Here is an 18,543-nt window from a genome sequence, read left to right as displayed (position 1 = left end):
TGAGTGGGCGGGTTGTTGCTTGTCAGGCTACATGGGTGGGTCGGGTGAGGGAATGGATGAAGCGTTTCGCGGTCTGGATTTCGTCGGGGGTGGCGGTCTGGGTGGTGGGGAGTGCGAGGTTGTGGTGGCTGCCGGTGATGGAGACTCCGCCGGCTCGGTAGGTGGCGAGCTGGTCGGGGGTGAGGCCGTCGGCGACGGCTTTGCGGAGGGCCCGAAGCTCTGTGAGCCATTCTGCGGGCCTGTCGGGGTCAGCGTTGGGTGCGAGGTCCCCTGCGGCCTCTAGGCGGCGTCTGCGGGCCGTACGGACCCATTCTCGGATGTGTCTGGGGGTGAGGTACCCGTCGCCTTGCTGGGCGAGGTGGATGACGGCCTGGGTGGCGTCGTCGTAGGGGATGTCGGTGAGGATCCCGGCCCACACGTCGACGGTGACGTCGATGTCGTCGGCGGGGATGTGGAGGCCGGCTGCTCGTGCTGCTCGGACGATGCGTGCGGCGGCGGGGCGGTTCATGCGGGTTCCCCTTCGGCTGCGATCTGGGCGAGGCGGGTGTTGATGTCGTGGGCGGCTTGCTGGCTGGTGGTGCGGGTGACGGGGCGGGGGGCGTACTCGTCGGTCCAGCCCTGCTTGAGGATCCAGTTGTGGGGCTTGGGGACGAAGCGCTCTTCCTCCCATCCGCGGGCGACAGCGTCGGCGTAGCGGGCGAGGCCTTCGAGGATCGAGCTGGGTGGGGTGGTGCGGGTGGCTTGGTGCCAGGCGGCGTAGGCCTTGGTCTTCTCGCGGCGGCGGAAGGCGGGCCAGGACTGCCAGAGCTGCTCGAAGGCGTCGTCGTTCCCGGGTGTGTTGGGGAGCGTGGTGATCGTTGCTTCGTTCGCGCGCGTTGGGTGGGGTGACGTTGTGGGAGAGGTGAGTAGTAGTAGTTCTTCCCCTTCACCTTCCCCTTCACCTTCACCTTCACCTTCAACGCGTGCACACGCGTGTGCACGGTGTGCACTGTCAGTGTGCACGGTGTGCACTGTCCCTGAGGTGGTGGAATCATCACTGCCCGACTCCATCTCACTACCCGGCGTATCAATTCTTTCTGTCACATCGTCATCACTGTGTGTGGCGGTCCTACCTTTCTCGCGCTGGCGGCGCATCGCCTCGGCTCGCTCCGCGCGACGCTTCTCGATCGCCTCCTGCACCTTCTCCGGCAGCTCGCACCCGGGGCAGTCACACGTCACGTAGTAGCGGTGGTCGAGCTTCTGGTGCTTTGTCAGCCCCCGCACCGTGATCCACCCGCCCTCGCGGGAGATCAGCCCCACATCGGCGATCGCCTGCACGAGAGCATCCGCGTCGCAGGCATCATCGGGAAGGATCAGCCGGCGCAGCTGCCGTGGCACATCGGTGAGGTGCCCGTTGTCGCACGCCCAGTTCCACATGCCCATGTACAGGAGCCGGGCCAGGGGCTCGAGCTCGACGAAGGCGTCATCGGTCCAGATCGACGGCTTGAACCCGCGCATCTTGGGCTTCAACAGCATCTTCGGTCTCCGGTCTCAGGTAGGTCAGGCGGCGTCGGTGGCGGTGGTGGCGGCCCGGTCGCGGCGGATCCGCAGGCGCTCCCGGGGCGTGGTACCGCCCCACACGCCGTGGTCCTCGCCGTGGGCGATGGCCCACTCCCGGCACTCGACCATGGCCGGGCAGGACCGGCAGATCTGCTGCGCGGCACGCACCTTGGGCATCTCCCCCTTCTGGGGGTAGAAGAGCTCGGGGTCGGTGGTGGCGCACACGGCGTCCTCGCGGAGCCGGGGGAGATTGGTCAGGGGGATCACGCGGCGGCCTTCCCGGTAGAGCGACGCTCACGACCGCACACGAAGTCGTTGCGGTCGATGCGGTCGATCAGGTCGCTGCGCCCGGCGCGGACACACGCTCTGGAGACTGACTCCCACTCGACACCGAGACGAGCAGCCGTCTCCTCACGGCCTGCTCCGCTGCTGGCGAGGCACTCGACGTCTTCGATGTGGGTGCCCGCCCTGCCTGGCATGGGGGTGCTATCACCCAGGTCGGCGGTGGCGGACGGGTCGTCGATGGCGTCGTCGTCCCACGCGAGCGGCGGAGCCCACCCGCGGGCCTTCGCGTAGCTGCGGGTACGGGACGCCGCGATGCGGTCACGGTGGTTGCCCTGGGGCGGGGCCTGGTCCCACAGCTCGTCGTACAGACAGATGACGGCCTGCGCGGTCGCGTTGGTGACGTGGCCGGAGGCACCGGCCACGATGTGGTTGATGGCACTGCGGGTGACGCCGAGGCGCTCAGCGAGCTTGGCCTGGGACCAGCCGACGGCGACGAGGGCCTGGAGGCGGCGGCGGGTCCCAACGGAGGAGACCCGCGCCCCGGCTGCTGCAGCAGCCGGGGCGGCACGGACGGCGAGGACCTTCTCCGCGGTGGCTCGCGTAACCCTGCTGCTCTGTTCACGGTCGGCGGTGGGGTAGAGCAGGTTGGTCAGCACCGATGAGGAGACACCGGCGAGCTCCGCGATCCGCCGCCGGCCGAGGCCTGCAGCCTGGAGCGCGTGGACGTGGTCGCGGACCGGTCCCGCGTCGATGAGGTTGGCGCGGCCGTAGGCGTTGCGGCGGACCCTCTTGCGCTCGTACTCGGCTGCGGCGGCCCGGCACGGCTGGCAGCGGCAGCGGTCGAGGACGTAGCAGGCATGGGTGCCGTGCTGGTGGGTGGTGTGGGTGTGCAGGCACGGGGCCGGCATGGCTGGGGTGGTCATCGGTGGTTCCTCCTGTGGCGGGGTTCGTGGTGCTTCCCCCGCCCCACCCGGCGCGGGGTGGGGCGGAGAGGAGCGTCACGCTCGGGTGGCGTACTCGCCCGGGGTGGTGCCGGCGTCCTGGCGCCCGGGCCGCCGGTAGTGGTAGGTGCGGTAGTGGGATCGGGCCTCGTCGGGCCACCGCAGCGGCGCCCACTGCCCGTACCGCGGGCAGCCCTTCACCCAGCACCGCCACCGCGGTCCGGTCACTCGTCCCCACCGAACGCCGGCAACCCGGCACCGGACGCGTCGTAGCCGGCGGGCGGCTCCTCCAGATCAGGCTCGACCTCGACGTCGGCGTCGAGGATCTCCCCGGTGGTGCGGTGCACGGCCTCTCCCGCGACCTGCACCAGCTCCGGCGACAGGTTCGTGCTCTCCTGGACGACGTCACGGGCCGCGCGCATCTGCTCCCGGATGTACTCCGCGGACGTGGGCACCCACTTCCGCAGCTGCCGGACCGCCGACTTCATCCACATGGCCTCCTCGTGCTGCTGCCACGGGGAGTACTCGCTGTGCGCGCCCTGACTCGACCTCTTGATCCGCTCGATCCCGGCCCGGTTGAGCACGACCACCTTGGAGTACGCGCCGTCCTTCATCCGCGCGTACGCGTACACGAGCCGCAGCTTCCCGCGATCCTCGGCGTCCCAGTCGATGTCGTGCTGGGGGATCTCGTCGCGGCCGGGCCGGAACGTGAAGCGGTCGCTGTCGCGGACGACCTCGACGACGACGCTGCTGATCGCGCCGGCCCGGTACATCAACTCGATGTACCCCTGGTAGCCGACGATCCCGAGGATCTCCAGCTGGCCCTTCACCTTCCGGGGCGTGAGGTAGTACTCCGCTGAGCCGGGGGCGAGTCCGAGGCGGGCCGCTTCCAAGAGGCTCGCGAGGAAGATGCTGGGGTTGTTCATCGCGGCGATCTCCAGCTCGAATCGCCCGGTGCGGGGGTCCTGCTTGCCCTTCTTGAGCGCACCGGAGGCGAGGCGCACCCACGTCTCGGGCTTGATGTGGGTGGGCAGGACCGTGGCGAAGTCGTTGCTGTACCGCTGGATGAGGGCGCCGGGGCCCTGCTGGTCCTGCTCGCGCTGGGCGACGGCCTGGGTGATGGTGGTCATGAGGCTCACTTCTCCTTGGTGGCGGGGTGGGTGTTGAGGTAGAGGGAGACGCCGCCGCGGCAGGGCTGGCGTCGGGCGACCCAGCGGCCGTCGCTGGTGAGGCGGCGGGCGTCGCCGAGGTGGTGCAGCGCGAGGTTCTTCGCGCGCTGCAGCGCGGCCTCGGCGTCCTGGTGACGGGTCTTCGCATCGGTGATGCACCACGCGAGCCACGGGTCGACGTCGATGTCGTCGTCGGTGATCTGCGTGTGCAGGTGCCGCAGCGCCCGGAATGTGCTGGTGGCGCCGTCGAGCGGGGGCTGCACCCCGGCGTCCACGGAGTCGAGGAACGCGCGGGCCTCCGCGGTGATGTACGTGAACACGTCCGGGTCAGCGTCGACGCGGAAGGTCTCCCGCGCGCAGCCCTGCTTGAACAGCACCGCGATGTGCGCGTGATCGCGGCCGGTCACACCGAGCTGGGTCTGGACCTGCACCTCGTAGTGCGGGGGCAGGGCACGTACCCACTCGTCGGAGTCGTCGCTGGGGTAGTGCCGCCACTCCCACTCTTCGCCGGCCGTCTTGATCTCCAGGAGCCCTCCGCAGTCGGCCTCGCCGTCGGGGGTGGCGAGGAGCCACCCGTCGAGCTCGTAGGTGGCGGACTCGACGACGGTGATGCCGGTGTGGCGGGTGAACCAGGCGCGCATCATCGGCTCGGCGTCGCGCCCGAACTCGAGCACCTCGTTGTCGGGTTCGGGGGGGATGGTGCCGGCGAGGAGGTGCCAGGCGTGGAATGGGCTGGTCCAGGGGGAGATTCCGAGGGCGGCGGCGATCTTCGAGCCGCTCATCTTCCGGGCCCACTCGGGGCTTCCTGGGTCATGGCCGGTGACTTTCTGCACGGTGCTCATGCGGCACCGTCCGTGGGGGTCCAGTCGAGGTGGGCGATCTCTGCGGGGACCCGGCGGCGGGCGCGAGTGGCGGCCTTGGCCTGGTCGTGCTTGGCGACGCAGGTGGGGCAGCAGTAGGTGTGGATGCTGCGGGCTGGGACGAGCATCGTGGTGCCGTCGTAGGGGCAGTGCAGTTGGACTGGCTCGTCGGGGTGGACGTGCAGGCGAGCGGCGATGCGCTGCTCGGGGGTGGCGCCGGGGTAGATCCGGGACGGGGATCGGCCGATGGGCTCCTGGACGGGGTCTTCGTCGTGCTCCCAGTTGCCTCCGTGGTGGATGAGGTACCACCAGGCGAGGACGGCCAGGGACAGGGTCATCCAGAACACGGCCCAGGTCTGGTCGCTGATCTCGGGGATGCTCATGCCGTCGCCCCCTGGGTGATCTCGGACGGGTAGGCGTGGTCGGCGGCTCGGTCGTAGTCGTCGAAGAGATCGAGGTCGTCGTGCTCGCCGTGGGTGTCGAGGGTCGCGGTGGCCCAGGCCGGCGCCGGGGTGGTGTCGTAGTCCCACATGTCAGGCCCCGATCCGGTAGGTGAGGTCCTGGTCACGGCGCATCGCGGCGCGGTCCGCGTCGGCGGCGTCCTCTTCGCGGCGCAGGCAGGTGCCGCACAGCTCGCTGCCGGGGGTGGCGTAGTCGCCGCAGTGGCAGTCGCGGGGCTCGGCGGCGGGGCGGGTTGCCCCGGGGGAGCGGTGGGAGAGCAGGTGTGCGGGGAGCCCGTCCGTGGCGCTGTTGTCGACGGTGGTGTCACCGTCGATCGTGACGGTGAGGACCTTCGTGATGGAGCGCAGGACGTCGTGACCGCCGACGGCGGTAGCGATCTCGCTGGTGGTGGGCCACTCGCGGGTGGCCGTGAGCGTGCGGAGCCCGGCCCACCGGTCGTCGCGCAGGACCACGGCGAGGCTCAGGAGAAGGCGCGCGGTGTGGTCGTGGGAGGGAGTGAGCTCGGCGGCCCAGGTCGTCCCGTCGGTGGTCGTGTCGACGCTGTACAGGTCGTTCGTGCGGTGCATGTGGGATACTCCTCGGTGAGTGGGGCCGGTCCGGCTTCGGTTCTCCTGGCGGGGTTCCTTCGGGCCGGCCCTGCGGCGTGTTGCGGAGGGGGTCAGGCGACCTCGTCGAGCTGGGCGATCCAGTCGCGCAGGTCGGTGATGGGGATGACGATGCGACGGCCGATGCGGCGGGCTCGTAGGCGTGGGGTGGTGCGGCCGTCGGAGTGGATGGCGGCGTGGATGGTGCTCTCGGGCAGGCCGGTGAGCTCGGCGGCCTTGGGGCGGGTGACAGCGATGAGTTCCGTTGCGTCTGTGGGCATCTGGGTAGGCATGGTCAGGCTGCCGTCTCGGTGCAGTGGACTTTGCGTTGCTCATCAAGGGACGTTCGTGGCTCGAAGAGGGAGCCGGCGGGGACGCCGAGCCACCTCTCGATGAGGAGCGCCGTCTGGGGGCTGGTGCTGGTCTTCTTCCCGGTGGCGAGGGCGTTGATGTGGCTGGGGCTGGCGTGGCCGACGGCTCGGGCGATGCCGCGCTGCGTGAGCCCACGTGCGGTGATGGCTTCGCGGAGCATCCGGTGGTCGCGGAGTTGCATCCAGACCTCTCTCTGCTTGGTGACTTTGCGGGGTCGTGTGATCACTGTAGCCCTTTCCGGGTCGTGGTGTACAGCGGTTAGGGTCAGAAAGTAGCCCAATGGTGTACGTCGCGGCAAGGCGTGCGCTGTGGCTGGAGTGGCTTTTACCTGGTCAGACGCTAGATATGGAGGCGCTGAGCACGTAGCGTGGTGTACGCCAGAGGGTGCCGCATGCATCAGTTCTGGTGTACGCCGCGGCTTGTGTGAGGCGACGCTACTGACGAGTATCTTGGTATGACCACAGAAGGAGGACGTCGCGTGGGAGCTCTATGGGACCTGGTCCAGGCCTACAAGGACGCCCAGGACTGGCCGGTGCCCGACGCGCAGATCGCCCGGCGCCTCGGCCTCGCACGCTCTGCCCCCGCCCGGTGGAAGACGATGTCGGACCTCCCGACCGTCGAGACGATGCGCGGCATCGCCCGGATCTGCGGCTACCCCTATCTGCGCGTCCTGAACGCCGCACTTCTTGACTGCGGCTACGTCCAGCCAGGCGAGATCGAGGGCTCCTGGGCCGTATCCGCGGCCGATGTCATCGACATCGTCGAGGCCGACGACCGGGTACGCGCCGTGCTTGACGGCCCCGGCAGCGGAGCCGACCGAGCAGCTGTCCTCGCCGACCTTCTCCGCCGGAGGATTGCCCCTACCGGGTGACATACCGGGCCAACCGTCTCATCCTGTGGTTGGGTGGCTGCACCCCATGAGGAGGAAGACCGTGGCATTCAGCAGGGAGTGGTACCTCACGGTAGGGCTCATGGCAGAGGCGGTCATCGCCGCAGGCCTAGCCATCACCGTCTCCAGCCAGCGACGCAAGCTCCGCGCAGTGTGGCGTGCGGGCTACGACGAGGGCCGAGAGGCAAGAGGGTAGGGAAACAGCAACGAGGGGCCCGCACCAGCTGGTGCGGGCCCCTCGCCGTACGGTCACGCAGGCGGCAAGCCCAGCCTCTCCGCGACCTGGTCAAGAGCCTTGCGCGCCATCGTCGTCGAGACGTGCCGGTAGGCGTCGGTGGACAGAATCGACGAGTGCCCCATGATCGTGATGACGACCTTCGGGTCGACGCCGAGCTCGAGGAGCATGGTGGCGGTGGTGTGTCGGGCCTCGTGGAGGGTGTAGCGGCGGCCGGTGGGGTGGCGCACACCGGCGGCGTCCTGGAGGCGTGCCCACTCACGGCGGTCGGCGTCTGCGCTGGTGGGGATGATGCGCCCGCCGTCGTAGCGGGGATCGCTGCCGGTCCATACCAGGCCCCACGGGTTGGGTGGCGCCTGCTCGCGCCACTGGGTGAGAGCAGCGTGCATCCAAGGGACGAGCGGAACGATCCGGTACCCGGACTTCGTCTTCGGCGGCACGAGGTGGTAGCCGCCGTGCAGGGCCCGGACATGCACGCCGGGCGGCAGCCGGTAACCAGCGGCAGGGTTGCCCTTCTCGAGCAGGGGCAGCTCTTGGAGCTGCCAGGCGATCTCGATGGTGCCGCGGTCGAGGTCGACGGCGTCCCAGGTGAGGCCGAGGGCCTCTCCCTGGCGGAGGCCCTGGAGGAGGGCGGCGACCCAGCGGGCGGCGTGGGGGGTGCGGTGGGCGGCGTCGAGGACGGCGGCGGCCTGGGGGATGGTCAGGGCCTCGCGGTCGCTGGGTGCGGTGGAGGGGCGGGGGATGCGGAAGAGCCGGCCGGGTACGGGGTGTCCTTCGATGTCGGCGTCCTTGAGGATGCGGATGAGGAGGCCGTGGACGTGGTGCGCTGTCGTCGAGGACTGACCTGCGGCCGTGACGGCTGAGGCTACGGATCGTATGTCGGCGGGGGTCAGGTCGGTCAGTCGGCGTCGGCCGATGGTGGGCAGGATGTACCGGTTGACGCGGGAGGCGTCGGTGGCGTAGACGCGGGGGCGGGCGTGCTCGGCGTGGCGGGGGAGCCACTCGTCGGTCCATGTCTTGACGGTGGTCCGGCTTGTCTCGGTGATGCCCTGGTGCTGCTCGCGCTGCAGCTGGCGCAGCAGTGCGTTGGCCTCGGTCTTGGTGGCGGCCATCTTGGTTCGGTAGCGGCGGCGGCCGTTGGTGGTGTAGCCGTTCTCGATCTGGGCGACCCAGCGGCCGTCGCTGGAGCGTTGGTAGATGCTGCCCGATCCTGGGGTCCGTGCCATGGGTGCTCCGTCCGTGCGGCGGTCAGTCGATCGGTCAGTCGCGCCGCTCGTTGTGGTTCGTTGTGGTTCGTCGTGGTAAAGCATCCCATGGCGTCCTGTGGTGCGCTACGCCCTGTAGACCGTCGGTCTTCTAATCCGACGGTTGCAGGTTCGAGTCCTGCTGGGGGCGCGCACATGTCGAGGTCCCCTGACCTGCCGCGGGTCAGGGGACCTCGACATGTCGGCTCACTTCTCGCAGGCCACGCCGTCGTCGTCCCGGTCCAGCGTGCGCGAGGATCCCGGCTCGCCCCGGTGCAGCGGCGCCGCGCCCGACGCTCGGCCCGCCGGGTCAGAGCGTCGGCGGCCCGAAGATGTGGAAGCCGGCCCGTCCGGGCTCGTAGGAGTACCCGGTCGAGAACACGTGGCGCGTCAGCAGGTCCAGGTCCAGCTGGACGGCGCCCGCGAGCCCCTCGACGGCGTTGAGGCGGGCGATCGCCGCGAGCCACCCGCGCTCGGCGGCCTGGGCGTGCACGAACTCCTCGAGCAGCCGGACGTGCCCGCGGTAGCGCGCCTCGAAGTCGTGCTCGCTCATGCCCTGCTGGAAGGTGTACTCGGCATACGCCGCATAGGCCTCGCCGTGGCGGTCGATGCCCTGGCCGAGCGCGTGCATGGTCCACAGCTCGGGCTGGGCGAGGGGATAGACGCCGTAGAACCCGAGTCGTCCCTGGACGGTCCAGTCGGTGTCGGTGGGATCGCCGGGCAGTGCGGCGAGCGCCTCCTCGACGGTGCGCTCGGGGCGGGTCATGTCGATCCAGGCGCCGACCCGGCAGGTGGCGCGGGCGACGTAGAGCATCGGCCGGGGCTCCGCGTCGCGCTCGCGGCCCGCGGAGCCGAGGGCGTCGGCCTGCTCGCAGAAGCCGCGCAGCGCCTCCAGCCAGGCGCTGCGGCGGGTGGGCGGCTCGGGCAGGTCACCGCCGCGGACCCGCACGGACAGCTGGCGCTCGATCTCGTCGAGCTGGGCGAGCACGGCTGCGGGGCGCAGGATGTCGTAGACGACGAACTCGCCGAGCGGGCTCTCCGGCTCCGGCTCGAGGTGTGCGCCGATGACGTGGCACAGGGCTGCGCCGACCTCGCCGTGGCGCGCCAGGTCCTCGTCGAGAGCAGCGTCGATCCAGGCGGCCGGCCGGTGGTGCTCGCGCATCCACCCGATCTCCGCCAGGTGCTCGGGGTGGCTGGTCGAGCGGCGACGGTCGCGGTCGCTGAGGGGGGTGCCCGACATGATGCCTCCTTCATGGTCCTGGCCTCGGACAGGGTGTCCGGTGCGACGTCTGGCACGACGGTATGGCGCGGCGAACGGCCTGCTCGTGGCCGCCGACGAAGGTGGGCGTTATGTCCGGTCAACTCCGCTCGGACAGGGCGCCTACGTGACGATGCGTCACACGTCATCGCAGAGCGCTTCACCCAGGGTGGCGGCGTCGCGAAGATGTCGCCTGGCGGTTACCCGACGGTCACCGCAGGATGGGCCGTGGGGCGCCATCGTGCCGCACGCTGAGGGGCGGCGGCGACCAGGTCCGACGCGCGCAGGGGCGCGCCGGGCATGGTCACCCCGACCGGACTCGCCCCGAGACCCGGTCCTCGCCCGCCACCCGACGACGCGGGTGAGCAACCCTCCCAGGGAGAGTCATGTCTCGTTTCCGCTCCATGCGCACGGCCGCCGTCATCGCCGGTCTGGTCACCGTCACCGCCGCCGCCCCGGCCGTCGCCGACCCGAGCTGCCCCACGCCCACGCCGGCCCCGGGCAGGCCCGGCCACCCCGCCCCCGGCAGGCCCGGTCACCCGCACCCCGGCAAGACCCCGCCCGGCAAGGGCAAGCTCGTCGACCTGCAGGTGCTGGGCTTCAACGACTTCCACGGCAACCTCGAGGCGCCTGCGGGCTCCTCCGGCCGCGTGGTCGTCGACCACAGGATCGACCCGACCGCGGGCAAGGCCGTCGACGTCACCGTCGACGCGGGCGGCGCGGCCTACCTCGCCACCACCCTCAAGACGCTGCGACAGGGCCAGGCCCGCACCGTCACCGCCGCCATGGGCGACCAGGTCGGCGCGTCGCCGCTGCTGTCCGCGGCCTTCCACGACGAGCCCACCATCGAGGCGATGAACCTCATGCGCGTCGGCGTCGGCACCATCGGCAACCACGAGTTCGACGAGGGCTACCAGGAGATGCTGCGCCTGATCAAGGGCGGCTGCCTGCCCGACGGCGACGGCAAGGACAACCAGAACTCCTGCCCGGACGGTTCTTACGACGGTGCGGCCTACCCGATGGTCGCCGCCAACGTGTTCTACCGGGGCACCAACCGCACGGTCCTTCCGGCATACACCATCAAGATGGTCGGGGAGTGCCGGTCGGCTTCGTGGGCGCCGTGCTGAAGGCCACCCCCGACATCGTCAGCCAGGCCGGGGTGGCCGGCCTGGAGTTCCGCGACGAGGTCACCACCATGAACGCCGCCGCCAAGGAGCTGCAGCGGCGTGGCGTCAAGGCCGTCGTCGCCATGGTCCACCAGGGCGGCTCGCTCGAGCAGCAGCAGTGGACGGCGCCGGACGGCAAGACCTACCCGGTCAACCCGGCGTACGACGTCACCTGCGCCAAGGGCGGCAAGCTGGACCCCAGGTCCGACATCCTGCCGATCGCGCGCGGGCTGTCCCCGCAGTTCGACCTGGTGATGACCGGGCACACCCACCAGTCCTACGTCTGCGACGTCCCCGACCCCGCCGGTCAGCCGCGCTACGTCACCTCGGCGCTGTCCTTCGGCCGCCTGGTCACCGACGCGCGGATGACGTTCGACACCAAGGCCGGCGACGTCGTGCGCAGCTCGGTCACGGTCAACAACGTCGTCGTCTCCCGCACCCAGACGCCGGACCCGGCCGTCAGCGCGCTGATCGCGAAGCACAAGGAGTACGTCAAGGCGATCGCGGGCACGGTGCTCGGCCGGATCACCACCGACGTCACCAAGACGCAGAACGCCGCCGGCGAGTCCGCCCTCGGCGACCTGATCGCCGACGCCCAGCTCGCCGACCCCTCGGTGATCCGCGGCGGCGTCAAGCCGGTCGTCGCGTTCATGAACCCCGGTGGCATCCGGACCGACCTGACCTACACGGCGTCGGGCGCCGAGGGCGACGGCGTGGTGACCTACGAGGAGGCCTTCCAGGTCCAGCCGTTCAACAACTACCTCGTGTCCATGGACCTGACCGGTGCGCAGATCTACACCCTGCTCGGCCAGCAGTTCACCGGGGCGAACGCGTCCTTCGTCAAGGTGCTGCAGGTCAGCAAGGGGTTGCGCTACGAGCACACCGCGGCCGGCGCGATCAGCAACGTGACGCTCGACGGCAAGCCCGTCGCGAACGACTCCGGCACGACCTATCGCATCGTCACCAACAACTTCCTGTCCGACGGTGGCGACGGCTTCCCGGTCTTCAAGGAGGGCACCGACAAGCTGATCGGTGGCCTGGACATCGACGCGTTCGCGGCCTACCTGAGCAGCCACTCGCCCTACACCCCGGCCCCGCTGGACCGCATCGTCCTGCGGTGAGCCTGGTCGAGATCTCGGCCGTACGACGAGAAGGCTCCCTCACCCGCCGCGAGCGGGGGAGGGAGCCTTCTCGTCATAGTGTCGGATGCACGCCGGTGTGCGGTGCTCCCTGTGCCGGGAGAGGCATGGTGAAGGATGGCGGGATGACGCTCGGCCCACGTCTTCGCTGCCGTCCGGGAGCCGTCGCCGCCCTCCTCGGGATCGCGATGCCGTCCGGCTTCGTCGTCGTGGACGGTCCGGTCGTCTGGATGCGGGCCGGCTTCCTCCCCCAGGCCGGTCTCGTGGCCGTGACGTGCTCTCTCGTTCCCCGCGACATGCGGTCGGCGACAACGCTGTTCGTCGGGTTCGCCAAGAGGCGCGTCCTCGGCACCATCGCCTCCCTGCTCTCGTCGCACGTCACCGTCGAGGGACGGCACGTCGGGGTCATGGTCGGCGGTCTCGCAGGGCTCGGCCTCAGCGCCCTGCGCCTCTCGCGGCAGCGGCCGTCGCCGGACCGACCATCACCCTCGGACCCGCAGGACCAGGTCGGTCCCCGGCCACCATGCTGATCGACGGACGCCGGCTCGCCGTCACGCTCCTCGCGCCGCGTGGGGTCCTGGTCCCCCGCGCCTTCTGTCGCTACTCGCGACGCGAGAGGGGAATCCACACGACCGAGACGGGTGCACTGCTCCACCCGTCTCGCGAGTTCCCCGTCGTCGGCTACGTGAGTCTCTCGACCTACTCGGACCGGAACCTCGTGTACGGGATGAGCGGCTATCTCGGCGCCGTCCCCCGAGGGGAGGACGTGCGCGCGCTCTCGCCCGGGGCGGGGGAGGGGGAGCGACGCCTGCTGGAGGTGGTGCGGGACGAGGGGCCCACCACCTACGTCGTCCGTGCAGCACGAGAGGTGCTGATCATCGAGGATCCGCGCCTGACGCCCGAGATCTGGGCGCCCCTCACCGTGGATGGCGTGACCGTGGGCATCCAGGGAGACCTCCTGGCCTGCGTGGCCATCCTGAGGGATCGTCGGGCCGGGCGGCCTCGCCTGCCTTCGCCACGGGCGCTCCTCGAACGACCCAGCCGAGCTGGTGGCCATCACCGGCAGCCCTGACTGCCCGCCGGCATACGGCCCGATCCGCGTCAGCGCCGGGAGGGGGTGAGCGCCTTGCCGAAGACGAGGGCGAAGAAGAGCGCCAGCGTCACCACGTGCACCACGGTGCACCACAGGCAGATCGCGCCGAGCTGCACCTCCGCCCACACGAGATAGGCGACCATCGCCACGCCCGCCGCGGCCAGCGCGACCCGGGGCAGGTCCAGCGCCGCCCGCCGCCACGGCGCGGGCAGGCAGAGCGCGACGAGCGCCACGAAGAACGCGAGCCCGGGATAGACGACCGGGATCCCCAGGAGCGAGGAGTACGTCGACCCGGTCACCTTGGCACAGTTGACGACCTGACCCTCGGGGCAGGCGAGCGTCGCGCCGGCGGTGAGGTGCTCGTAGGTGAGGTAGAGCGAGGCGAGCAGCCCGATCACCGCCAGGGCGAGCGAGAGGGGAACGAGCCAGCGGGGCAGCCCACGGTCCCGGACCCGCACCGGCGCGGAGGACGAGGCAGCGCCGGACGCGGAGGCGGCGCGCACCGGGGTCGCTGCTGTCGAGGTGGCCCCGGTGGACGTGCCCCTGCCGGGAGACGTCCGGGCCGAGGCCGCCCGGGCCGCCCGGGCCGCGTGCCGGTCCCCGACGGGCTGCCCACCCTTGCGCGTGGTGCGTGTCATGGGTTCTGGATCTTCGCGGCGGCGGCCTTGACCGCGGCGGACGAGCAGACATCGGCGGGCTTGTTGCCGGTGGTCTCGCAGATGGCCGCCGTGATCACGTTGGCGCCGGTGAGCACGGCCTTGGCCGTGGGGTCCTTGGGGTCCTTGAGCGACGCGGCGATCTGTGCGGTCGTCTTGCCCTCGAAGGCCTTGAGGTCGCCGAGGCCGCCGTGCTGCAGCACCGTGCCACCGATCGACAGGAAGGGGATGGCGCCCTCGGACTCGGTGTAGGGCTTCGCGTCGTACTTCTCGAAGAAGGCCTTGTCCTCGCCCGAGAGGTCGTCGAGCTTGACCCGGGTGCCGTTCTTGACCTGGTTGGTGGAGGTCTCGTAGCCCGTGAAGCTGAGCAGCGAGCTCTGGTAGGACGCGCCGTGGTGCTGCTGGCTGAACGACACCGTCGAGATCGGTGCGAGGCCCGGCTCCTGCACGGAGGCGCTTTCGGCCAGGGCCTGCCACTGCCCGAAGCGCGCCATCGCGGTGGCGACCGACCAGCGCAGGCCGGCGCAGAAGGGGCAGTACTCCGCGCCGACGTAGATGATGCGCGGCTTGCCGCCCTGCACGGAGGCGGGGGCGCCCTTGACCCGCTTGGGGGCGGCCTGCAGGTCGGTGACCCCGGCGGCCTCGTACGCCGAGGCCGGGACCGAGTTGATCGCCTTGAGCGAGTCGGCGGAGAGCATCTGGGTGCCCTTGGCGACCTCGACCGGCTTGTTCCTGCTCGCCAGGGCCGACCAGACGACGCCGGCGATGACGAGCAGCACCACGGCGGAGGTGACGGCGGCGATCTGCAGGCGCTGCTTGCGGTCGGCGGCCTCCTGCTGGTCGCGCAGGGCGGCGGCACGCTGCCGGGCGGCTTCCTTCTGCAGGTTCCTCTTCGCGGCCACGGTCTCTCCTGGTGGTGGGGTGGTTCGGCGGGGCCAGCAGTTCTCGTCGGCGAGCACGCTACGTGATCGACGCTGGACCGTCCTGGGGAGTCTAGCGACGCACCCTTGGGAAATGAGGGAGGCAGCTCGCTCACCAATCCCGGGCGGGCCGGGGGATTCCTGACACAATGACCCCCGAGCGACCCCCGGTGCGACTGCCTGGCAGTCGTGACCATCCGTGAGCGGTCGACGGGCCCGTACGACGGCTCGCCGATCGCCGAGACCGAGGTGCAGATGGACAACAGGCAGGAAGCCGAGGCGGTGGCGCAGGCCCGAGGGGATCGGCTCGCCGACGCCGTGGCGCAGCTGCGGACCGTGGCCGAGCGGGCGCAGTTTCCCATCGACCTGGCCTCCGCCGAGCAGGCGCGGGCGGGGCGCACCAGCCTGGTGACCCAGCTCGACGACTACATCCTTCCCCGGCTCGCCGCGCTGGACGCGCCGCTGCTCGTGGTGGTCGGCGGCTCGACCGGCTCGGGCAAGTCCACCCTCGTCAACTCCGTCGTCCGCGAGTCCGTGACTCGCTCCGGCGTGCTGCGGCCGACGACCCGCGCTCCCGTCCTGGTGCACCACGCCGAGGACCAGGAGTGGTTCACCGGCAAGGTGCTCCCGCGGTTCGGCCGGCTCACCGGGCGCAGCGACAGCCAGGGCACCCCCGACGACGACATGAGCTCCGTGCGCCTGGTCACCTCCGAGACGCTGCCCGCGGGCCTCGCCCTGCTCGACGCGCCGGACATCGACTCGGTCGTCGCCGCCAACCGGGAGCTGTCCCGTCAGCTGCTCAACGCCGCCGACCTGTGGCTCTTCGTCACCACCGCGGCGCGCTACGCCGACGCCGTGCCCTGGGAGCTGCTGCGTCAGGCGGGGGAGCGCGGCACGTCCGTCGCCATCGTCCTGGACCGCGTTCCCGACGAGGCGCTCGTGGAGATCCGCGACGACCTGACCCGGATGCTCGCCGAGCAGGACCTGGCGGGCGCGCCGATCTTCCCGGTCCGCGAGACCGAGCTCACCGAGGCGGGTCTGCTGCCCGAGTCCGAGGTGGAGCCGCTGCGCCGCTGGCTGACCACGCTCGCCCAGGACGCCGTCGCCCGCCAGACCGTCGTGCGTCGCACCCTGTCCGGCGCCCTGGACTCGCTGAGCGAGCGGGTGACCACGCTGGTGGACGCCAGCGACGACCAGCGCGGCGCCGCGGACGACCTGCGCCGGGAGGCCACGACGGCGTATGCCGATGCCCTCGAGGGCGTCGAGGTCGGCGTCAGCGACGGCACCCTGCTGCGCGGCGAGGTGCTCGCCCGCTGGCAGGAGTTCGTGGGCACCGGGGAGTTCCTGCGCACGATCGAGTCGGGCATCGGCCGGCTGCGCGACCGCCTCACCGCGGCCATCAAGGGCACGCCCCAGCCGACCGAGCAGCTCGGCGAGGTGCTGCAGTCCGGCGTCGCCTCCCTCGTGCTCTCCCAGGCCGACCGGGCCGCGTCCGACGTGCGTCGCCAGTGGCGCAACACCCCCGGCGGTGAGGGCCTGCTCGCCCGGCACACGGGCCTGGGCACCTCCTCGGCCGAGCTGCCCGACCGGGTGGACCGGATGATCCGGGACTGGCAGTCCGACCTGCTCGACCTGATCCGCAGCGAGGGCCAGGACCGGCGGACCACCGCGCGGGTCATGGCCTACGGCGTCAACGCGCTGTCCGTGGTCCTGATGCTCGTGGTGTTCACCCAGACCGGTGGGCTCACCGGCGCCGAGGGAGGCATCGCGGCGGGCTCGGCGATCCTGGCCCAGCGCATCCTCGAGGCGGTGTTCGGCGACCAGGCCGTGCGCGACCTCGCCCGCAAGGCCCGCCGCAACCTGATGGAGCGGGTGCAGGAGCTGTACGACGACGAGGAGGCGCGCTACGTGTCAGCCGTGGACGAGGTGGCCGTGAGCAGCAGCCAGGCGGCCGAGCTGGCCCAGGCCGCCGTGCACGTGAGGTCGGCCCGATGAGCTTCCTGCACCGCGACGGTCGCGACGGTCGCGGCCGGGACCGCAAGGACGACGCCGGGACCATGCCCGCGGTCGAGCGCTCCCAGGTGCTCGCGGAGGCGCTGCAGACCGGTGGCGACGAGCTCGGCGAGCAGGGCGTGGCCCTCGCCCGCCGCTCGATCAACGTGACCCGGGAGCGCACCGCCCTCGTGGGGCGCCACACCGTGGTGGCCCTGGCCGGCGCGACGGGCTCGGGCAAGTCCTCGACCTTCAACGCCGTCGTCGGCGCCGACGTCTCCCGCGTCGGAGCCCGCCGGCCCACCACCTCCACCGCGAGCGCCGCGATCTGGGGCGACGACCCGGCCACGCCGTTGCTCGACTGGCTCGGCGTCGGGGCGCGGCACCGCGTGGCGACGGACCCGACCCACGGGCGGGCCGCCGACCTGGACGGGCTGGTGCTCCTCGACCTGCCCGACTTCGACTCGCGCACCCAGGCCCACCGGGACGAGGCGGACCGGGTGCTGCGGCTCGTCGACGTCTTCGTGTGGGTCACCGATCCGCAGAAGTATGCCGACGCGCGCCTGCACGACGACTACATCCGGGTGCTCAGCGAGCACGACGCCGTCACGTTGGTCGTGCTCAACCACGCGGATCGGCTCGGCGAGGCCGGGCGCGAGCAGTGCGTCGGCGACCTGCGCCGGCTGCTCGCCGACGACGGGTTGCCCGACGCCGAGGTCATCGCCGCCTCCGCGCAGACGGGCCTGGGTCACGACCTGCTGCAGCAGCGGCTCGCCGAGGCCGTCTCCTCCCGCACCGCCGCCGAGCGCCGTCTCACCGGTGACCTGCGGGCGGCCGCCGAGCTGCTGCGCGAGGACGTGGGGTCGGGCGAGCCGGAGGTCCCCGAGGGGCCGAGCCAGGACCTGGTGAGCGCGCTCGGCCGCGCCGCCGGCGTGCCCGTCGTGCTGGAGGCCGTGGAGCGCGACTACCGCCGCGAGGCCGCCCAGACGACCGGCTGGCCCTTCACCCGCTGGGGGCACGCGCTGCGCCCCGACCCGTTGAAGCGCCTGCGGCTCAAGGAGGACAACTCCCTCGGCATCCAGGCCACCGACGTCCGCCGCACCATCGGGCGCTCGTCCCTGCCGCCGCCGACCCCCGCCGCCCGCTCGGCCGTGGACCTCGCCACCCGCCAGCTCGCCGACGCCTCCTGCGAGGGACTGCCGGCGCGGTGGTCCGACGCGGTCCACCGCGCCGCCGCCCCCGGCGACTCCGACCTGGTCGACTCGCTGGACCAGACCGTGCTCAACGTGCCCCTGCGGGCCCGACGCCCGATGTGGTGGGGCGTCGCCAACGCGCTGCAGTGGCTCTTCGCCGTCTGCGCGGTCGTCGGCCTGGGCTGGCTGCTGGTCCTCGGCGGTCTCGGCTGGGCCCAGCTGCCCGTGCCCGAGCCGCCGCGCCTCGGGATCCTGCCCTACCCGCTGATCATGCTCGTCGCCGGGCTCCTGCTCGGGCTGCTCCTCGCCGCACTGAGCCGCGCGATCGCCGCGTCCGGGGCCAAGCGGCGCCGCGAGGGCATCGGGCGACGCTTCGACGCCGCGATCTACGACGTCGCCCAGGAGCGCCTCGTCGACCCGGTGCGCGCCGTGCTCGAGCGCCACGCCCGCACCCGCGAGCTGCTCGACCGGGCCGCGCGGCGGTGAGGCTGCCCTCTCCGCGAGGGGACGTGCGGGTGCCGCGGCGCCCGGGCGGCCCCTCGCGGC

Annotated in this window: 23 protein-coding genes and 1 pseudogene; 7 read left to right on the top strand and 17 right to left on the bottom strand. The window is 71.5% G+C overall.

Annotated features, from left to right (window positions below; all coding sequences use genetic code 11):
• Positions 1 to 22: 22 nt before the first annotated feature.
• The 12 genes from MM438_RS10445 to MM438_RS10390 all read right to left on the bottom strand — a co-directional run bounded on the left by MM438_RS10445 (position 23) and on the right by MM438_RS10390 (position 6,393).
• Entirely contained in the window at positions 23 to 508 is a 486-nt protein-coding gene (locus MM438_RS10445; RefSeq protein WP_241452416.1) for a hypothetical protein, read from the bottom strand.
• Positions 505 to 1,515: a hypothetical protein gene (locus MM438_RS10440; RefSeq protein WP_241452415.1), complete on the bottom strand. Its 1,011-nt coding sequence runs from the start codon at positions 1,513 to 1,515 to the stop codon at positions 505 to 507. The genes MM438_RS10445 and MM438_RS10440 overlap by 4 nt, the downstream gene beginning before the upstream one ends.
• Before the next feature lie 24 nt (positions 1,516 to 1,539).
• The gene (locus tag MM438_RS10435; protein WP_241452414.1) at positions 1,540 to 1,806 is read right to left on the bottom strand and encodes a WhiB family transcriptional regulator; all 267 of its coding nucleotides are present in this window, start codon (positions 1,804 to 1,806) and stop codon (positions 1,540 to 1,542) included.
• A complete protein-coding gene (locus MM438_RS10430) occupies positions 1,803 to 2,747 on the bottom strand; it encodes a helix-turn-helix domain-containing protein (RefSeq protein ID WP_241452413.1) in 945 nt (314 codons plus the stop codon). Before MM438_RS10430 ends, MM438_RS10435 begins: the two co-directional genes overlap by 4 nt.
• A gap of 75 nt (positions 2,748 to 2,822) precedes the next feature.
• The gene (locus MM438_RS10425) at positions 2,823 to 2,966 is read right to left on the bottom strand and encodes a hypothetical protein (RefSeq protein ID WP_241452412.1); all 144 of its coding nucleotides are present in this window, start codon (positions 2,964 to 2,966) and stop codon (positions 2,823 to 2,825) included.
• Positions 2,967 to 2,989: 23 nt separating this feature from the next.
• The gene (locus tag MM438_RS10420; RefSeq protein WP_241452411.1) at positions 2,990 to 3,895 is read right to left on the bottom strand and encodes a recombinase RecT; all 906 of its coding nucleotides are present in this window, start codon (positions 3,893 to 3,895) and stop codon (positions 2,990 to 2,992) included.
• A 5-nt stretch (positions 3,896 to 3,900) separates the two neighbouring features.
• Positions 3,901 to 4,776, bottom strand: coding sequence for a YqaJ viral recombinase family nuclease (locus MM438_RS10415; RefSeq protein WP_241452410.1), 876 nt, complete (start codon positions 4,774 to 4,776; stop codon positions 3,901 to 3,903).
• Positions 4,773 to 5,177 (bottom strand): hypothetical protein, encoded by a 405-nt coding sequence (locus tag MM438_RS10410; protein ID WP_241452409.1) that lies wholly within the window; start codon positions 5,175 to 5,177, stop codon positions 4,773 to 4,775. The genes MM438_RS10415 and MM438_RS10410 overlap by 4 nt, the downstream gene beginning before the upstream one ends.
• A complete protein-coding gene (locus MM438_RS10405; protein WP_241452408.1) occupies positions 5,174 to 5,326 on the bottom strand; it encodes a hypothetical protein in 153 nt (50 codons plus the stop codon). Before MM438_RS10405 ends, MM438_RS10410 begins: the two co-directional genes overlap by 4 nt.
• Before the next feature lies 1 nt (position 5,327).
• Positions 5,328 to 5,822, bottom strand: coding sequence for a hypothetical protein (locus MM438_RS10400; protein ID WP_241452407.1), 495 nt, complete (start codon positions 5,820 to 5,822; stop codon positions 5,328 to 5,330).
• A 92-nt stretch (positions 5,823 to 5,914) separates the two neighbouring features.
• On the bottom strand, positions 5,915 to 6,121 hold the full coding sequence (locus MM438_RS10395) for a helix-turn-helix domain-containing protein (protein ID WP_241452406.1): 207 nt from the start codon (positions 6,119 to 6,121) through the stop codon (positions 5,915 to 5,917).
• A gap of 14 nt (positions 6,122 to 6,135) precedes the next feature.
• Positions 6,136 to 6,393, bottom strand: a complete 258-nt coding sequence (locus MM438_RS10390) for a helix-turn-helix domain-containing protein (protein WP_241452404.1) — start codon at positions 6,391 to 6,393, stop codon at positions 6,136 to 6,138.
• Positions 6,394 to 6,690: 297 nt separating this feature from the next.
• Here MM438_RS10390 and MM438_RS10385 point away from each other — a divergent pair, with 297 nt between their 5' ends.
• Entirely contained in the window at positions 6,691 to 7,083 is a 393-nt protein-coding gene (locus MM438_RS10385) for a hypothetical protein (RefSeq protein ID WP_241452403.1), read from the top strand.
• Between the two features lie 267 nt (positions 7,084 to 7,350).
• On the opposite strand, the gene MM438_RS10380 is transcribed toward MM438_RS10385, so the two are convergent.
• From MM438_RS10380 to MM438_RS10370, 3 genes and pseudogenes are all read right to left on the bottom strand, one after another.
• Positions 7,351 to 8,562, bottom strand: coding sequence for a tyrosine-type recombinase/integrase (locus MM438_RS10380; protein WP_241452402.1), 1,212 nt, complete (start codon positions 8,560 to 8,562; stop codon positions 7,351 to 7,353).
• A gap of 225 nt (positions 8,563 to 8,787) precedes the next feature.
• Positions 8,788 to 8,868, bottom strand: a pseudogene (locus tag MM438_RS10375) (excalibur calcium-binding domain-containing protein); the annotation flags it as partial.
• Between the two features lie 22 nt (positions 8,869 to 8,890).
• On the bottom strand, positions 8,891 to 9,820 hold the full coding sequence (locus MM438_RS10370; protein ID WP_241452401.1) for an antirestriction protein ArdA: 930 nt from the start codon (positions 9,818 to 9,820) through the stop codon (positions 8,891 to 8,893).
• A 404-nt stretch (positions 9,821 to 10,224) separates the two neighbouring features.
• Here MM438_RS10370 and MM438_RS10365 point away from each other — a divergent pair, with 404 nt between their 5' ends.
• The 4 genes from MM438_RS10365 to MM438_RS10350 all read left to right on the top strand — a co-directional run bounded on the left by MM438_RS10365 (position 10,225) and on the right by MM438_RS10350 (position 13,215).
• Entirely contained in the window at positions 10,225 to 10,965 is a 741-nt protein-coding gene (locus MM438_RS10365; RefSeq protein WP_241452400.1) for a metallophosphoesterase family protein, read from the top strand.
• Complete coding sequence (locus tag MM438_RS10360; RefSeq protein WP_241452399.1) at positions 10,959 to 12,125, top strand: bifunctional metallophosphatase/5'-nucleotidase; 1,167 nt, start codon at positions 10,959 to 10,961, stop codon at positions 12,123 to 12,125. Before MM438_RS10365 ends, MM438_RS10360 begins: the two co-directional genes overlap by 7 nt.
• Positions 12,126 to 12,268: 143 nt before the next feature.
• Positions 12,269 to 12,673 (top strand): hypothetical protein, encoded by a 405-nt coding sequence (locus MM438_RS10355; RefSeq protein ID WP_241452398.1) that lies wholly within the window; start codon positions 12,269 to 12,271, stop codon positions 12,671 to 12,673.
• A gap of 155 nt (positions 12,674 to 12,828) precedes the next feature.
• Positions 12,829 to 13,215: a hypothetical protein gene (locus MM438_RS10350; protein WP_241452397.1), complete on the top strand. Its 387-nt coding sequence runs from the start codon at positions 12,829 to 12,831 to the stop codon at positions 13,213 to 13,215.
• A 29-nt stretch (positions 13,216 to 13,244) separates the two neighbouring features.
• On the opposite strand, the gene MM438_RS10345 is transcribed toward MM438_RS10350, so the two are convergent.
• A complete protein-coding gene (locus MM438_RS10345; protein WP_241452395.1) occupies positions 13,245 to 13,874 on the bottom strand; it encodes a vitamin K epoxide reductase family protein in 630 nt (209 codons plus the stop codon).
• A complete protein-coding gene (locus MM438_RS10340; RefSeq protein WP_241452393.1) occupies positions 13,871 to 14,794 on the bottom strand; it encodes a DUF929 family protein in 924 nt (307 codons plus the stop codon). Before MM438_RS10340 ends, MM438_RS10345 begins: the two co-directional genes overlap by 4 nt.
• 207 nt (positions 14,795 to 15,001) lie before the next feature.
• Here MM438_RS10340 and MM438_RS10335 point away from each other — a divergent pair, with 207 nt between their 5' ends.
• Together MM438_RS10335 and MM438_RS10330 are read left to right on the top strand one after the other, a co-directional pair.
• The gene (locus tag MM438_RS10335) at positions 15,002 to 16,807 is read left to right on the top strand and encodes a dynamin family protein (protein ID WP_338155538.1); all 1,806 of its coding nucleotides are present in this window, start codon (positions 15,002 to 15,004) and stop codon (positions 16,805 to 16,807) included.
• On the top strand, positions 16,804 to 18,483 hold the full coding sequence (locus MM438_RS10330; RefSeq protein ID WP_241452391.1) for a GTPase: 1,680 nt from the start codon (positions 16,804 to 16,806) through the stop codon (positions 18,481 to 18,483). The genes MM438_RS10335 and MM438_RS10330 overlap by 4 nt, the downstream gene beginning before the upstream one ends.
• Positions 18,484 to 18,543 lie beyond the last annotated feature (60 nt).

The sequence above is a fragment of the Arsenicicoccus dermatophilus genome (genome assembly GCF_022568795.1).
GTDB lineage: Bacteria > Actinomycetota > Actinomycetes > Actinomycetales > Dermatophilaceae > Arsenicicoccus > Arsenicicoccus dermatophilus.
Note: the sequence above shows the minus strand (reverse complement) of the source record. Positions and strands in the feature narration are given on the sequence as shown.

Excerpts from the sequence above, each read along its gene's own strand:
- MM438_RS10415 (WP_241452410.1), bottom strand. The coding sequence starts at position 4,776 with ATGAGCACCGTGCAGAAAGTCACCGGCCATGACCCAGGAAGCCCCGAG.
- MM438_RS10355 (WP_241452398.1), top strand. The coding sequence starts at position 12,269 with ATGACGCTCGGCCCACGTCTTCGCTGCCGTCCGGGAGCCGTCGCCGCC.
- MM438_RS10330 (WP_241452391.1), top strand. The coding sequence starts at position 16,804 with ATGAGCTTCCTGCACCGCGACGGTCGCGACGGTCGCGGCCGGGACCGC.
- MM438_RS10445 (WP_241452416.1), bottom strand. The coding sequence starts at position 508 with ATGAACCGCCCCGCCGCCGCACGCATCGTCCGAGCAGCACGAGCAGCC.
- MM438_RS10405 (WP_241452408.1), bottom strand. The coding sequence starts at position 5,326 with ATGTGGGACTACGACACCACCCCGGCGCCGGCCTGGGCCACCGCGACC.
- MM438_RS10390 (WP_241452404.1), bottom strand. The coding sequence starts at position 6,393 with ATGCAACTCCGCGACCACCGGATGCTCCGCGAAGCCATCACCGCACGT.
- MM438_RS10395 (WP_241452406.1), bottom strand. The coding sequence starts at position 6,121 with ATGCCCACAGACGCAACGGAACTCATCGCTGTCACCCGCCCCAAGGCC.
- MM438_RS10365 (WP_241452400.1), top strand. The coding sequence starts at position 10,225 with ATGTCTCGTTTCCGCTCCATGCGCACGGCCGCCGTCATCGCCGGTCTG.
- MM438_RS10345 (WP_241452395.1), bottom strand. The coding sequence starts at position 13,874 with ATGACACGCACCACGCGCAAGGGTGGGCAGCCCGTCGGGGACCGGCAC.
- MM438_RS10440 (WP_241452415.1), bottom strand. The coding sequence starts at position 1,515 with ATGCTGTTGAAGCCCAAGATGCGCGGGTTCAAGCCGTCGATCTGGACC.
- MM438_RS10380 (WP_241452402.1), bottom strand. The coding sequence starts at position 8,562 with ATGGCACGGACCCCAGGATCGGGCAGCATCTACCAACGCTCCAGCGAC.
- MM438_RS10370 (WP_241452401.1), bottom strand. The coding sequence starts at position 9,820 with ATGTCGGGCACCCCCCTCAGCGACCGCGACCGTCGCCGCTCGACCAGC.
- MM438_RS10410 (WP_241452409.1), bottom strand. The coding sequence starts at position 5,177 with ATGAGCATCCCCGAGATCAGCGACCAGACCTGGGCCGTGTTCTGGATG.
- MM438_RS10420 (WP_241452411.1), bottom strand. The coding sequence starts at position 3,895 with ATGACCACCATCACCCAGGCCGTCGCCCAGCGCGAGCAGGACCAGCAG.
- MM438_RS10430 (WP_241452413.1), bottom strand. The coding sequence starts at position 2,747 with ATGACCACCCCAGCCATGCCGGCCCCGTGCCTGCACACCCACACCACC.
- MM438_RS10400 (WP_241452407.1), bottom strand. The coding sequence starts at position 5,822 with ATGCACCGCACGAACGACCTGTACAGCGTCGACACGACCACCGACGGG.